The organism is Murinocardiopsis flavida (genome assembly GCF_003014485.1).
GTDB lineage: Bacteria > Actinomycetota > Actinomycetes > Streptosporangiales > Streptosporangiaceae > Murinocardiopsis > Murinocardiopsis flavida.
This window is the reverse complement of the sequence record NZ_PYGA01000008.1, coordinates 154,178-168,576: the sequence shown is the minus strand read 5'-3', so window position 1 is coordinate 168,576 and position 14,399 is coordinate 154,178. Positions and strand designations below refer to the sequence as shown.

The following is a 14,399-nucleotide window of genomic DNA, read 5'->3' as shown; positions in this document are numbered from 1 at the left end:
GCACAACGGCGCCGTGCCGCCATGCCGGTCAGCCGCCAGTAAGGAGCCCCATGTCCCGCCCGTCCGCCGCCCTGTCCGCGACCGGCACGCGCGTGCGGCCCGCCGAACGGGGCGACGTCCCCGAGATCCGCCGGCTCATCGGCGAACTCGCCGAGTACGAGAAGGCCGCCGAGTCGGCCACCGCGTCGGAGGCCGACCTCGCCGAGGCGCTGTTCGGCCCGCAGCCCGCCGCCTACGCGCTCATCGCCGAGGCCGAGGCCCCCGGCGGCGGCAGCGCCGTCGCGGGGTTCACGGTGTACTTCCGCAACTTCTCCACGTGGACCGGGCGGCACGGCATCTACATGGAGGACCTCTATGTGCGCCCGGAGTTCCGCGGCAGCGGGCTCGGCCGGGCGATGATGGCCGAGCTCGCCGCGATCTGCGCGGAGCGCGGATACACGCGGCTGGAGTGGTCGGTGCTCGACTGGAACACCCCGGCGATCGACTTCTACCTGGCGCTCGGCGCGGTCGCGATGGACGAATGGACCGTCCACCGGCTGTCGGGTGACGCGCTCGCGGCGTTCGCGGGTTCGCGGTCGCAGGAACCGGGCGCCGCACCGGGATCCGGTGCGTGACACCGATCGCGGCGCCTGCAACGGGGCCGGACCGAAACAAGATACATTGCTAGCAAGCTGCCATCGCACATCCCGAAGGAGGGACGTGACCGAAGAGACCGCAGTGCCAACGGCTGGTGCCACGGACATCCGTGACGCTGTCACCGTGCGGATGCCGGCCGACAGCGCCTACCTCTCCGTGCTGCGCACTGCAACGGCCGGCCTCGCGGCCCGGCTCGACTTCACCCTCGACGAGATCGAGGACCTCCGTATCGGAGTGGACGAAGCCTGCGCCATGCTGCTGGCCCAGGCGCTGCCCGGTACCGACCTGACCACCGAGTTCGAACTCACCGGCGACGGCATGCGCATCGCCGTCTCGGTGCTGACAGCCGATGGTCGGCTCCCCGAACGCGACACCTTCGCCTGGACCGTGCTCTCCGCATTGGCAGGCGAGGTCGACGCAGGTGTCGGCCCCGACGACCGTGTGAGCATCGTCCTCCTCAAGCGCCGCGGCGCGGTGGAGTCGGCGTGAGCGAAAGGGGGTCCGCTCTGACGGCGAAAACGGAGCATTCGGTGCCCGACAGAGCACGTGCACGAGAACTGTTCGAGCGCCTGGGCGAGCTCCCGGCCGACTCCTCCGAACGCCAGCGCATCCGCGACGAACTCGTCGAGTTGCACCTTCCGCTGGTGGAGTACCTGGCCCGGCGCTTCCGCAACCGGGGCGAATGGCTCGACGACCTCACCCAGGTCGCGACCATCGGACTGATCAAGTCGATCGACCGCTTCGACCTCGAACGCGGCGTGGAGTTCTCCACCTACGCCACCCCCACGATCGTCGGCGAGATCAAGCGGCACTTCCGCGACAAGGGCTGGGCGGTGCGCGTACCGCGCCGCCTCCAGGAACTGAAGCTGTCGCTGACCAAGGCCGTGGGCGACCTCTCCCAGCGCCAAGGGCGCGCCCCCACGGTGCACGAGCTCGCCGAGCACCTGCAAATGACCGAGGAGGAGGTGCTCGAAGGGCTGGAGTCGGCGAACGCCTACTCCACCGTGTCGCTCGACGCCCCCGACAGCGGCGACGAGGACGCGCCCGCTGTCGCCGACTCCCTCGGCATCGTCGACGACTCCCTCGAAGGCGTCGAGTACCGCGAATCGCTGAAACCGCTGCTGGAGCAGCTTCCGCCGCGCGAGAAGCGGATCCTGCTGCTGCGCTTCTTCGGCAACATGACCCAGTCCCAGATCGCTCAGGAGCTCGGCATCTCCCAGATGCACGTGTCGCGGCTGCTGGCCCGCACCCTCGCCCAGCTGCGCCAGGCGCTCACCACAGAGGACTAGGTCGCCCGGAGGGGCCCGGGACACCCGTGTCCCGGGCCCCTCCGGGCGTTTCAGCACACCGCCCGCCGCCCGCCGCACGGCGGGGATCCGGCCTCGCACCCGCGCACCCCCAGGTCATAGCCTCACACCGGCAGAATGGGACCCCATTTGGGCTCTGGGACTCTTACCCTTCACGCGGTGTGCACTTTATGGTCACTTCATGCTGTCCCCTCGCCGACCAGGTTCCGCCCGATTACAGCACTCCCCAGGTGGCACGGCCACGGACCGGGGGACGCGCCGCGCCGACCGCGGCGCGGGGGCGGTCGAGTACAGCTCGATCATCATTCTGGTCGCCGCGATCTTCGCCGGCATCGTCGTGGTGATCCCGCCCGGCATCAGCAACCCGGTCGACGACGCCCTCTGCCGGCTCCTCTCGATCTTCGGCGATGCCGAATGCGCCAAGAAGGAGGAGCGCGACTACGCGCCCGACTACTGCGTGCGCAACGCCGAGAGCCAGCACGGCGGCTTCTCCGTGGACATCGGCTTCGTCACCATCGGCAAGGACTACAGGTACGCCAAGGAGACCCTCTCGGACGGCTCGGTGATCGTCACCTTCGAGCCGAAGACCATCCTCGGCGCGGTCGGGGGCGCCGGCGTGCAGATCGGCAAGAAGAGCGCGGCCGGCATCGAGGCCGCCGTCGAAGGCAGGGCCTCCGGCAGCTACACCCCCGGCGAGACCCACATCTTCAAGAACGAGAAGGAGTACAAGGACTTCGAGGACCAGCTCAAGGGCGACTACAAGGACGAGATCGCCAAGGACCTCTCCCCCGGCTACCGCTTCGGCCGGTGGGCACTCGACAAGACCGGGGTCGTCGACGACCCCGATCCCCGCAAGCCGGAGATCGAGTCGCACCAGGTCGCCTTGAGCGCCAACCTCGATGCCGGGCTCGGCGCCAACCTCGGCGAGCCGGCCTCCAAGGGCAGGCACGCCAAGCCCGAGAACAAGGAGGCGCAGCCCAAGTGGAACCTCAACCTCGGAGTCGACGGCAGCGTGCAGACCGAGGGATCCGCCGAGCTGGCGTTCTGGCGCAACGAACCCGGCAACACCAAGACCGCCACGACCTACGAGTGGAGCGGTGAGGGCTCACTCGGCGCCAACGTCGGCCCCAAGCGCTACGAAGAGGCCCTGCGCTGGAAGGGCGGCACCCGCATCATGCGCAACCAGGACGGTTCGCTGAAGAACATCCGCTACACCACCGTCATGGGCAAGTCCTCCACCGACGGCACGGGCGGCGAGGGCCGCCGGGGCGACAACAGCGGCGGGGGCATGAACAAGGACGTCGACGAGACCGCGACCACCCAGTCGATCCAGCTCAACTTCGAGACCCCCGAGGAGCAGGAGGCCGGCGAGGCGCTGCTGCGCGACCGCGGGCTGCTGCCCCCGACCAACGCCCTCACCTCCTTGGCGAACCCCGAGATGGACGACAAGGAGGGCGGCACCCTCAACAAGAAGCCGGGGCCCGACGCTCCCCCGTGGGAGCAGGTCATGTACGACAAGGGCACCGCCTGGCAGTACGAGTCGGACGTCCAGAAGGACGAGACCGAGCTCGGCGCCAAGGCCAAGCTCGGGCTGTCCGTCGGCGCCGACGTCAGCTGGGGCATCGACAGGCGCCACACCAGCAAGGCCCAGATCCTGGGTCCCCCCGGCCCCGATGGCAACCGCAACTTCATCGACTACCCTCCGTGCGTCTACGAAGGAAAGGGCAACTGACATGCGGCGATCGGACGAGACCGGGGTGCGGTGGGGGCGCGCGGTCCTCGCGGTGGTCGCTTCGGTGCTGTTCTGGATGCTCTGGAGCATGGGCCAGTACATGGCCTACCTCCGCTACGCCGATGTCGACCAGGCGGAGGAGACCGGCAGCCAGGTGCTCTGGACGGCGGTGCCGCAGCTCTTCGCGTCGTTCGTCCTGGTACTGATCGCGACCCTGATCTACGGGCGCGCCCGCATCGCCGCGCCGGCCGGAGCGGCGGTCGTGCTGGCGTTCCCCGTGGGCATGGCGGTCGTGAGCGCCGTGCTCGGCGCGGCGGGCGGCGACCCGGTCGCGCCGATGATCGCCCAGTTCGTCACCGGGCTCGCGGGCGCGGCGGCGGCGTACCTGTTCCTGCGGCCGAAGCGCCGCGCGTCGTCCTACGGGTATTAGCCGGTGTCCTGCGGGCCGCGGTCCGGCCGGAACAGGGCGCCGCGCCGCCGGGGCTGCGTGCTGTGGCCGCCGCGGGGTCAGCCGCGGCGGTTCTCCGGCCCGTCGGGGTACAGCGCCGCCGTGCTCGGCGGCAGCAGCACCAGGACCAGCGCCGCGGCCGCGACGACCGCCACCCCCGCGCTGAGCGCGTACTGCGCGCTGGTCAGCAGGTAATAGGCGATCACCAGGGCGAAGATCTGGGTCAGGACCACGGGTGTACGCGCCCAGTCGTGCAGGGTGTACAGGCCCCACGCGACGTAGCCGATGACCCCTGCCCCGGCGAACGCGAACACGATCAGCGGGATCGCGAAGGTGAGGTCCGTCGCCCTGCCGAGGACCGTGTTGACCAGGATGTAGCAGGCTTCGCCCAGGAGCACGAGCCCGACCAGGGCCTCAAGTGCCGCAGCGGCGGTGATGGTGGTGGGGCGTCGGGGCACACTTCACTGTATCGGCAGGGCTGTCCGGGCCGGGCGCGGCGCACCCGGGCCGCACCCGGGCCACCCGTGCGGCGGCGCCGCCCCGGGGCCGCGCGGGGGCCGCCGCCGGCGCCCCCTTCCGCCCGAATGGGCGCCTGAGTCAATAGGCTGTCGGTGTGCGCGCCCTGTTCATCACCAATCCGCAGGCCACGACCACGACCCCGCGTGCGCGGGACGTCATCGTCCGGGCCGTCGCGAGCGACATCCCGGTGGAGCTCGCGCAGACCGAGTACCCGGGACACGCCGAGGAGCTCGCCCGGCGCGCCGCCGTGGAGGGCTACGAACTCGTCGTCAGCCTCGGCGGCGACGGCACGGTCAACGAGGTCGTCAACGGCCTTCTCACGGCCCCTGCCGAGCTGCCCAGGCCGTCCTACGCCGCGCTGCCCGGCGGCAGCGCCAATGTGTTCATCCGCGCCCTGGGGCTGCCCGCCGACCCGGTCGAGGCCACCGGCGCGGTGCTGGAGGCGCTGCGCTCGGGCCACCAGCGCCACGTGAGCCTCGGCCGGATCGAGAGCGAGAAGGACGACCGCTACTTCACGTTCTGCGCCGGGTTCGGGTGGGACGCCGACGTCGTCCACGAGGTCGAGCGCCAGCGCCGCCGGGGCCGCCGCGCCTCGCCGGCCCTCTACATGGGCATCGCGCTGAAGCTGTTCTTCGAGGGCAACCGGATCCGCGACACCTCGCTGCGGGTCGAGCCGGCGGGCGGCAGCCTGGTGAACGACCTCAGCTTCGTCGTGGTCACCAACACCACGCCGTGGACCTACGCGGGCGCCGTGCCGGTGCAGCCGACCCCCCGCTCGCGGTTCGAACTGGGGCTGGACGCGTTCGCGCTGACCCGCATCTCGACCGTGCGGACGGCCGAGCTGCTGCGGCAGATGATGTCGAAGCAGGGTGTGGGGCCGGCCGGGCGGGGCTATGTGAGCTGGCACGACCAGGAGGGCTTCGAGGTGACCGCGCGGCGGCCGCGCGCCTTCCAGATCGACGGCGAGTACCTGGGGCCGCGCACGCGGGTGGTGTTCCACTCGGTCCCGAAGGCCCTGCGGATGGTCTGCTAGGGCGTGTTCCGCGGACGCCTCGGGATGCCCCTGCCGCGCCGCCGCGCGAGGGTCGCGCAGCGGGGATGTCGTCCCGATGGGCCCCGGCCCGCGCCGGTCCACACAACGTGACCAGGGCGCAATCAGGGCAAACGGGCGCTTTTCGGCTGTGACGCACACGACATACCGGGCGACAGGATAGACCACACCCACCCCTTGCGTGTGCGCGGGATGCCTGCGAGGCTCAAAAGTACCGCCGACGTTACGCTCAGGTAAACACGTTCGGCCGAGGTCGCGGGGCTGCGGTGTGCAGCTCGCCGCCCTGGTCGGCGCGGACCTTTGCCCGGGTCGGCACAGAAAGCGCATCGGGGTCCGACGATGGAGTCGCCCCCTGACGGCGTCGCGAATTGTGAACGTGTTCACAATTCCCGGCTATCCCCGATCGCCTCACTGTGAGGAGTTGTGCCGCATGGACTGGCGCCATCACGCCGCCTGCCGTGACGAAGATCCTGAGTTGTTCTTCCCGATCGGCGATTCCGGGCCCGCACTGGTCCAGATCGAAGAGGCGAAAGAGGTCTGCCGGAGCTGTCCGGTGGTCGACTCCTGCCTGCGCTGGGCGCTCGAATCCGGTCAGGACGGCGGGGTCTGGGGCGGCATGAGCGAGGACGAGCGCCGCGCGCTGAAGCGCCGCCGTTCGGTACGCGACCTCCGCGCCACCACGGTCTGACCGCTCCTTCGCGCACCGGCCATTCGCTGCACCGGCCCCACGGACACCCGCGACGACGCTACGGCTGGGGGTGTTCCACCGGCAGGTCGATCGCGACCTTCGTACCGCCGCTCTCCTGCGGCTTGATCTCCAGGTGGCCGCCCAGTTCGCCGACGATGAGCGTGCGCACGATCTGTAGGCCGAGGCTGTCGTTGCTGTCGATGTCGAAGTCGTCGGGCAGCCCGCCGCCGTCGTCGGCGACCTCGATGAGCAGCCGGCCCGCCCGGTCGGGCTCGTCGCGCCCGGCGTCCTCGCGGACGACCCGCACCTCGATGTGCCCCGGGCCGTGCCGCAGCCCGTGCTCGATGGCGTTCTGCACCAGTTCGGTGAGGACCATCGACAGCGGCGTTGCGGTGAGCGCCGACAGCAGGCCGAAGTGCCCGCATCGGCGCGGGACCACGGTGTCGCTGGTCGATGAGACCTCCGCCGCCATTTCGATGACCCTGTCGGCGATGTCGTCGAAGTCCACGATCTCGTCGGGGGTGTGCGACAGCATCTCGTGCACGATGGCGATGGACCCCACCCTGCGCTCCGCCTCGTCCAGCGCCGCGCGCCCCTCGGGGACCTGGATGCGGCGCCCTTGCAGCCGCAGCAGCGCGGCGACGGTCTGGAGGTTGTTCTTCACCCGGTGGTGGATCTCGCGGATGGTCGCGTCCTTGGTCATCAGCTCGCGTTCGCGTCGCCGCAGCTCGGTGACGTCGCGCACCATGACCAGCGCCCCGATCCGGGTGCCGCCGATGACCAGCGGGATGGAGCGGAGCTGGATGGACGAGCCGCGCGCCTCGACCTCCGACTCCTGCGGGACCCGGCCGGCCGCCGTCCACGGCAGCGACTCGTCGCGCGCGTCGGCGGTGCTCGCCAGGTCGAGGGTCGTGCGCGACAGGTAGCCGCCGACCAGGTCGGCGGTGAGCCCCAGCCGGCGGTACGCCGAGAGCGCGTTGGGGCTCGCGTAGACCACGCGCCCCTCCTGGTCCAGGCGCAGCAGGCCGTCGCCCACCCGCGGCGAGCGGACCATGAGCGGCCCCTGGTCGCTGAACGGGAAGTCGCCTTCGGCGATCATCTGGGCGAGGTCGCTCGCGCTTTGCAGGTAGGTCAGTTCCAGCCGGCTGGGGGTGCGCGCCGAGCTGAGGTTGGTGCTCCGCTGGATGACGGCGATGAGGTGGCCGTCGCGCCGCACGGGGACGGTCTCCTCGCGCACGGGCACCCCGCCGGACCAGTCGGGGTCGCCCTCGCGGCAGATGCGGCCCTCGGTCCAGGCGCGGTCGATGAGCGCGCGTTTCGCCGCGGCCTGCGCCCGGGTGCTCGCCCCGGGGCGCAGCATCCCGGCCATGCCGTCGCTGAGGAAGGTCTCGACCAGATCGTCCTGGAAGGCGGTGGGGCCGGTCGTGGGGCGCATCTGCGACACCGCCACCCATCCGCTGTCGTCGCGCAGCCGCACCCACAGCACCAGGTCCGCGAACGAGAGGTCGGCCAGCAGCTGCCAGTCGGACACCAGTGCGTGCAGCCATTCGAGGTCGGCCGTCTTGAGCGCGGTGTAGCGGCGGATGAGGTCGCTGAGGTGAGGCACTCACAGATCATCCCACGATTGCGTGCATACTATGAGGACACTTCGCCCATTGGTCCAGACCAGTCGGTCTGCGGCGCCGACCGCGTCCGGACCCGCCCCTTGCGAAGATGCGCCACAGTGCCGGTGGAAGCGGTGGAGGAAACCTACGTGACGGGTCAGCAGACGCTCGAAGACGGTCCCCGGGTTCCGAAGTACTACCAAGTGAAGAAGCAGCTGCTGGAGCTCATCGAGACCATGCCGGCCGGCAACCCGGTGCCGCCTGAGCGCACCCTCGCCGCCGAGTTCCAGACCTCGCGGACCACGGTGCGCCAGGCGCTCACCGAGATGGTGGTCGAGGGGCGGCTCCTGCGCATCCAGGGCAAGGGGACCTTCGTCGCCAAGCCCAAGGTCGCCCAGGTCCTCCAGCTCACCAGCTACACCCAGGAGATGCGGGCGCACGGCCTGCACCCGGCGACCCGCATCCTCGACGTCAGCTACATCAACGCCGACGACGACCTCGCCGAGCTGCTCGCCATCCGCTCCGGCGGCAGGGTGCTGCGCATCGAGCGCCTGCGGCTCGCCAACGGCGAGCCCATGGCGGTCGAGACCGCCCACCTCGCCGCGCGCCGCTTCCCCGGGCTGCGCCGCCAGCTCGACCGCTACGCCTCCCTGTACGAGGCGCTCGCCAGCGCCTACGACGTCCGGCTGGCCGAGGCCGAGGCCACCATCGAGACGGTCCTCGCCACCCCCAACGAGGCGCGCCTGCTCGGTGTCGACGTCGGGCTGCCCCTGGTCCTGCACTGCCAGCACAGCTTCGACGGCGAGGGGCACCCGGTCGAATGGGTGCGTTCGCTGTACCGCGGCGACCGGTACAAGTTCGTCACGCGGCTGCGCCCGCCGATGGACTGATCCGGCGCCCGGCAAGGTTGTGTGGCCCGCGCCACTCGCGGCATGCTACCGGCTGGTAGGTTGCGCGGTAGCAACCGCGAGGGGCGCGACACCGCCCCGCCCCGGCCCACCCGTGCCCTCCGGGGCCGCAAGGAGTGTGACGCAGCCATGAGCACGCCCCCGTTCTCCGGCCGGATCACCGGCCACGGCGGCACCCATGCGGTGACGGTCGCCCGGCACCACGGGGTCGACACCATGTTCACCCTCAGCGGGGGCCACGTGTTCCCCCTCTACGACGCGGCGGTGCGGCCCGAACCCGTCATGCGGCTGCTCGACGTGCGGCACGAGCAGACCGCGGTCTTCGGCGCCGAGGGCATCGGCAAGCTGACCCGGCGCGCCGGCCTCGCGGCGGTCACCGCTGGCCCCGGTGTCACCAACGCCGTCAGCGGGGTCGCCACGGCGCACTTCAACGGCTCCCCGATGGTGCTCCTCGGCGGCAGGGCGCCCGACAGCCGGTGGGGCCAGGGCCTCCTCCAGGAGCTCGACCAGCCCCCGCTGCTCGACCCCGTCACCAAGAAGGCGTGGACCGTCCACGACCCCGCGGCGATCGCCGGGGCGACCGACGAGGCGTTCGCGCTCGCCAACGGGGCTCACCGGGGCCCGGTGTTCCTCGACGTGCCGATGGACCACATCTACGACCAGGCCGACACCGACCTGCCCGGCAGCGCACCGGCCCCCGACCGCACCCCCGACCCCGGCGCCGTCGCCGCCATCGCGCGGCTCATCGGCGAGGCCGAGCGCCCGCTCCTGGTGTACGGCTCCGATGTGTGGCTCGACGGCGCCGAGGACACCGCGCTCGCCGTCGCCGAAGAACTCGGCATCCCCGTCATCACCAACGGGCAGGGCCGCGGCGTGCTGCCCGCCGGGCACCCGCTGCTCGCCACCCGGGCGCGGGGGGCCGCGTTCGGAGGGGCCGACCTGGTCGTCGTGGTGGGCACCCCGCTGGACTTCCGGCTGGGGCACGGCCTGTTCGGCGGCCGCGACGGCGCCCCGCTCGCCAAGACCGTCCACATCGCCGACTCCCCCGACCAGCTCGCCGGCCACCTCACCCTGGCGGGCGCCGCATCGGGCGACCTGGCCGCGATCCTGCGCGCGCTCGGCGACGCGGCCAAGCCCGCGGCGTCGGTCGAGCGGTGGCGCGCCTCGCTCGCCGAAGCCGCCGCCGCGGCGATCGCCGCCGACGCCGACGCGCTCGCCAGCGACGCCGACCCGATCCACCCCGCGCGCATCTACGGGGAGCTGAACCGGGTCCTCGACGACGACGCCGTGGTCATCGGCGACGGCGGCGACTTCGTGTCGTACGCGGGCAAGTACATCGAGCCCGCGCGCCCCGGCAACTGGCTCGACCCCGGCCCGTTCGGCTGCCTCGGCACGGGCATGGGCTACTCCATCGCGGCCCGGCTCGCCCGCCCGTCGTCGCAGGTGGTCACCCTGCTCGGCGACGGCGCGGCCGGGTTCTCGCTCATGGACGTCGACACCCTCGTCCGGCACAAGCTGCCGGTGGTCATGGTGTGCGGCAACAACGGGATCTGGGGGCTGGAGAAGGCCCCGATGCAGATGCTCTACGGCTACGACGTCATCACCGAACTAACCCCACAGACCCGCTACGACGAGGTGGTGCGGTCGCTGGGCGGCGGCGGGGAGCTGGTCACCCGCCCCGAGGAGATCGGCCCGGCGCTGCGCCGCGCGTTCGACTCCGGGGTGCCGTACCTGGTGAACATCGCCACCGACCCCGAGAACGTGTATCCCAGGAAGACCATGGGGGTCTGAGCGGCGGGCCGGGCCCCGTGCCCCGGGTCAGGCCCGCGCGTTCGCGAGGAAGCGCTCCCTGTCGACGACCACGCGCTCGATCGTGCAGCGCGCGGCCTCGGCGCCGTCGCTACTGACCACGACGTCGAACACCAGCCGCCGGCCGGCCGACTCGCGCAGCACCGCGGCGGCGTGCACCTTCGCGCCCACGGGCGTGGCACGCAGGTGGGTCAGCTCGACGCGGGTGCCGACCGTTGTGTCGCCGCCGTCGAGCCGGCCGGCGAGCGCCGCGACGGTCGCCGCCTCGGCCAGCGCCAGCACCCGCGGGGTGCCGAGGACGTCGATCTCGCCGCTGCCCAGCGCGGCCGCTGTGTCGGCCGCGCCGACGAGCAGGTCGGCCTCTCCGGTGAGTCCTGTGTCCATGGCCGCACACCCTACCGGGGGCCGCGCGTGCGGCGCGCCGGGGACCAGGGGCATGCCGCGCGGGGGACACCGGGCGCCGCGTTGGGGCCCGGGGCGCGCGCACGGGCGCGGCCTCACCAGCGCGTCGCCGGGTGGCGCAGGACCCGGGTGAGGGCGTCGACAACGGTGGGGTCGTACTCGTGGTCGGTGTCCATGCGCAGGCGCTGCACGACCGCCTCGAACCGGTCGCGGTCCTTGGACTCCCCGACGAGGTCGTCGAACGCGTTGGCGACCTTGATGATCCGGCTGCCCAGCGGGGGCGGGCCGTCGTCGCCGTCGCCGCCGAACGGCTCGCACTGGCGCCGCACCAGCTCCGCCACCGCGTCGAGGACGCCGGTCTCGCGGATCACGGCGGACCCGAGTTCGGCGATGCGGCGCTGCTCGCGCGGCGGGGCCAGGACGGTGGCGCCGCCGGGGATGGGGTCGCGCAGTGAGAGCTGCCCGATGTCGTGCATGAGCGCCGCGTATTCGAGTTCCAGCAGCTCGGCCTCTCGCATTCCGAGTTCGGCGCCGACGGCCTGGGCGAGCCGGTTGACGCGCCGCGAGTGCCCGGTCTCGACGTAGCCGCCGACCTCGGTGACCCGCGAAAGCGACCGGACGGTCTGCAAATAGGTCAGCCGGACCTCGGCGAACCGGCGGAACGCGACCTGGGTGACCAGCAGCGGCGCGGTGAAGATGAGCAGGCCCGCCAGCCCCATGGCCGAGGTCGCCAGCGCGATGAGCACGCCGGAGGCGCCGATGGCGACGCCGATGGGCCCCTGTGCGCGCAGCTCGTCGTTGAACGCCACGGTGAAGCGCGTGCGCAGCCGTTCGGCGCGCAGCACCGCGGCGATCGCGGAGTCGGCCGCGCACGCCAGCACGACCAGGATGGCCATCGCCGACAGCATCAGCCACCAGTCGCCCGACATCGGGACGAACCGGGTGACCAGGAGGCGGAAGACGACCGCGACGAGGACCACGATGAACAGCCGGCGGGCGAAGTCGCCCCAGCGCGGGGTGCGCCCCACGACGATGTGCGGCAGCTCGCCCAGGGCGAGCCCGATGGCGACCACAGCGATGACCTGCCCGGCCGAGTGGTGCACCTCCGCGCCGCCGGTGCGCAGCAGGAACGCGTAGCCGATGGCGCCGGCCGAGGCGACCGGCGCGATCTCGCGCTGCCCGGGCAGGGTGATCCGCGCGAGTTCGCCGAGGCCGATGATGACGCCGAACGCCAGCGCGGCGTCGGGCTCGACGAACCCGGTGAACGCCGTCCACAGCAGCGCAGCGGCGGCGCTCCCCGCTGCGAGGGTCAGCAGCAGCAGCCGGTTGGGCCCGACGCGGCGCCGCAGGCGGCCGCGCCGCCGGGCCGAGCGTGGCGGCTTCCGTTCGGTCATTCGCCGACCTCGCCCGCGACGCGCAGCGGGACGCTGGGGTCGTCGTGGTCCTGCCTGGCGACCTGGGCGGCGTCGTCCTCGGGCGGTTCGACGGCCTCGGGCGGGGTCCACCCGTCGCGGTCGATGGCGCGCACCAGCGCCTCGACCATCCGGCCGTCGAACTGGGTGCCGACGCAGCGGCGGAGCTCGTCGACCGCCGCCTCTATGGTCCACGCCTTGCGGTAGGAGCGGGTGGACGTCAGGCAGTCGAAGACGTCGGCGACCGACACGACGCGGGCCGCCTCGGGGATCTCCTCGCCCGCCAGCCCCATGGGGTAGCCGCGCCCGTCCATGCGCTCGTGGTGGTGCATGATCGCCGCGAGGGCGTCGTCGAGGAAGCCGATCTCGCGGACGATCTCGTAGCCCCGCATGGGGTGCAGCTGGATCGCCGCGAACTCCTCCTCGGTGAGCCTGCCGGACTTCTGGAGCACCTTGGTCGGCACGCCGAGCTTGCCGACGTCGTGCAGCATCCCCCCGTAGCGGATGGTCTGCACCCGCTCGGCGTGCATGCCGAGTTCCTGCGCGATCATCCCCGCGGCCTTGGACACCCGCATGCAGTGCCCGCGGGTGTAGTAGTCCTTGGTCTCCACGGCCTGGCACAGCGTGGCGAGCGTCGCCTCGTGGGCGCGCTGCTCGGCGACGCACTGGTCGAACGCCCAGCGCGCGATGAACAGCGGCAGCAGCACCAGGACGATGGCGAACGCCCCGGCGTCGGCCCAGATGGCGGCGATGAACAGGCCGAGCATGCCGTAGCCGGCCGAGGACAGTTCGAGCGTCGCCAGCGGCCGCCAGCGGAACCGGCGGCCGCGCTGGAAGCGGACGACGCCGAGGCACCACATGAGGGTCCCGATGAGCACCGAGTTCACGATGGCGTGCAGCAGGACCGCCACGGTGAACGGGAGGACGATCCATGGGAACGCCTCCTGGCCCGGCACCCCGACCTCGCCGCCGAGCAGCACGAACACCTGGCCGGCCGCGTAGCCGGCGAGGGCGAACTGCGCCCCGTTGAACAGCCGCTTGACCAGGCTCTGCCGGCGCAGCACCAGGCAGGAGGCGAAGCCCACCACCGCGGCCCCCACCGGCCCGCACAGGACGATCGCAGCGAGCGACGCGGCCGAACTCGGCGAAATCCCGGTGCGCCCCTTGTCGACCAGGGTTCCGATGGATTCGGCCGAAACGAACAGAAGTGCGATGACGATCAGGGTGCCGGGGTCGATCCCGTCATAGGAGCCGAAGACCATGACGGCGGCGGCGGCGAGGATGACAATGGAGACGTAGAACCGCGCGGATACTGGAAGGCTGCGCAATTCCGGCCCACTCCTTCCTCAATCCGGGCCGACCGCCCGGGGTTCGCTGCGCACACCCCTACCACCAGGAGAATCCTCCGGCGGCCACGTAGACGACGAAGACGAGTACTGCGTAGAACGCGAGCTTCCCGAACAGCGAACTCATGGTTTTGGCGCCCCTCCCGATACTGCGCGCGACAGGCCGGCGTGCGACCCAGCGCGAATTGCCCTAAACGGTGGATATGGCAGTTAGTTTAACGGCATCCGAGAGGCGAATGATTGCCGTATCCCTAACGCCACACCGGCCGTCCGATTGGAAGTCGGATTCGCCCGCCGGAATAGCTGAATTACTAAACCCATTCGTAGCTTTTAGCGTAACTCTCCGCAATCACCTTTTTCGCACGATCCCCCGCCAGTGCCGACCGGTGCGCCCGAATCACGAAATCATCCGCCCGACCCGGCCGAAAACATCACACAGAGTGACGATTGCGTGCCTCGTCGCGACGGAGAGCCGGTCCAAAGCCTCCCGTCGGGTCCTGACGAAATTTTCTCCTCATCGTTGGGCGTGTCGCGCCA

General features: G+C 71.5%; 14 protein-coding genes. 9 read left to right on the top strand and 5 right to left on the bottom strand.

Going from position 1 to position 14,399, the window contains the following annotated elements:
* Positions 1–50 precede the first annotated feature (50 nt).
* The 5 genes from CLV63_RS13405 (at position 51) to CLV63_RS13385 (ending at position 4,105) form a co-directional block, all read left to right on the top strand.
* A complete protein-coding gene (locus CLV63_RS13405; RefSeq protein WP_106583316.1) occupies positions 51–614 on the top strand; it encodes a GNAT family N-acetyltransferase in 564 nt (187 codons plus the stop codon).
* 85 nt (positions 615–699) lie between these two features.
* Positions 700–1,125: an anti-sigma factor gene (locus CLV63_RS13400; RefSeq protein ID WP_106583315.1), complete on the top strand. Its 426-nt coding sequence runs from the start codon at positions 700–702 to the stop codon at positions 1,123–1,125.
* 41 nt (positions 1,126–1,166) lie between these two features.
* Positions 1,167–1,925 carry an RNA polymerase sigma factor SigF gene (locus CLV63_RS13395; RefSeq protein ID WP_211301289.1) on the top strand — a complete coding sequence of 253 codons (759 nt, stop codon included), beginning with the start codon at positions 1,167–1,169 and terminating at the stop codon, positions 1,923–1,925.
* Positions 1,926–2,124: 199 nt separating this feature from the next.
* On the top strand, positions 2,125–3,675 hold the full coding sequence (locus CLV63_RS13390) for a hypothetical protein (RefSeq protein ID WP_106583314.1): 1,551 nt from the start codon (positions 2,125–2,127) through the stop codon (positions 3,673–3,675).
* Position 3,676: 1 nt separating this feature from the next.
* Positions 3,677–4,105, top strand: a complete 429-nt coding sequence (locus CLV63_RS13385; RefSeq protein WP_106583313.1) for a hypothetical protein — start codon at positions 3,677–3,679, stop codon at positions 4,103–4,105.
* A gap of 77 nt (positions 4,106–4,182) precedes the next feature.
* Here the strand turns inward: CLV63_RS13385 and CLV63_RS13380 are convergent, their stop codons facing one another.
* Complete coding sequence (locus CLV63_RS13380) at positions 4,183–4,581, bottom strand: hypothetical protein (RefSeq protein ID WP_106583312.1); 399 nt, start codon at positions 4,579–4,581, stop codon at positions 4,183–4,185.
* A 155-nt stretch (positions 4,582–4,736) separates the two neighbouring features.
* Between CLV63_RS13380 and CLV63_RS13375 the strand changes: the two genes are divergently transcribed.
* A complete protein-coding gene (locus tag CLV63_RS13375; protein WP_106583311.1) occupies positions 4,737–5,675 on the top strand; it encodes a diacylglycerol/lipid kinase family protein in 939 nt (312 codons plus the stop codon).
* Positions 5,676–6,123: 448 nt separating this feature from the next.
* Complete coding sequence (locus tag CLV63_RS13370) at positions 6,124–6,381, top strand: WhiB family transcriptional regulator (protein ID WP_106583310.1); 258 nt, start codon at positions 6,124–6,126, stop codon at positions 6,379–6,381.
* 58 nt (positions 6,382–6,439) lie between these two features.
* On the opposite strand, the gene CLV63_RS13365 is transcribed toward CLV63_RS13370, so the two are convergent.
* Positions 6,440–7,987 (bottom strand): sensor histidine kinase, encoded by a 1,548-nt coding sequence (locus tag CLV63_RS13365; RefSeq protein WP_106583309.1) that lies wholly within the window; start codon positions 7,985–7,987, stop codon positions 6,440–6,442.
* A 147-nt stretch (positions 7,988–8,134) separates the two neighbouring features.
* On the opposite strand from CLV63_RS13365, the gene CLV63_RS13360 reads away from it, so the two are divergent.
* Complete coding sequence (locus CLV63_RS13360) at positions 8,135–8,875, top strand: GntR family transcriptional regulator (RefSeq protein WP_106583397.1); 741 nt, start codon at positions 8,135–8,137, stop codon at positions 8,873–8,875.
* A 147-nt stretch (positions 8,876–9,022) separates the two neighbouring features.
* A complete protein-coding gene (locus CLV63_RS13355; protein WP_106583308.1) occupies positions 9,023–10,684 on the top strand; it encodes an acetolactate synthase in 1,662 nt (553 codons plus the stop codon).
* Positions 10,685–10,711: 27 nt separating this feature from the next.
* Here the strand turns inward: CLV63_RS13355 and CLV63_RS13350 are convergent, their stop codons facing one another.
* From CLV63_RS13350 to CLV63_RS13340, 3 genes are all read right to left on the bottom strand, one after another.
* Positions 10,712–11,086, bottom strand: coding sequence for a thioesterase family protein (locus CLV63_RS13350; RefSeq protein WP_106583307.1), 375 nt, complete (start codon positions 11,084–11,086; stop codon positions 10,712–10,714).
* Positions 11,087–11,199: 113 nt separating this feature from the next.
* Positions 11,200–12,498 (bottom strand): HD-GYP domain-containing protein, encoded by a 1,299-nt coding sequence (locus tag CLV63_RS13345; RefSeq protein WP_106583306.1) that lies wholly within the window; start codon positions 12,496–12,498, stop codon positions 11,200–11,202.
* Entirely contained in the window at positions 12,495–13,844 is a 1,350-nt protein-coding gene (locus CLV63_RS13340) for an HD-GYP domain-containing protein (RefSeq protein ID WP_245928786.1), read from the bottom strand. The genes CLV63_RS13345 and CLV63_RS13340 overlap by 4 nt, the downstream gene beginning before the upstream one ends.
* Between the last annotated feature and the right edge of the window lie 555 nt (positions 13,845–14,399).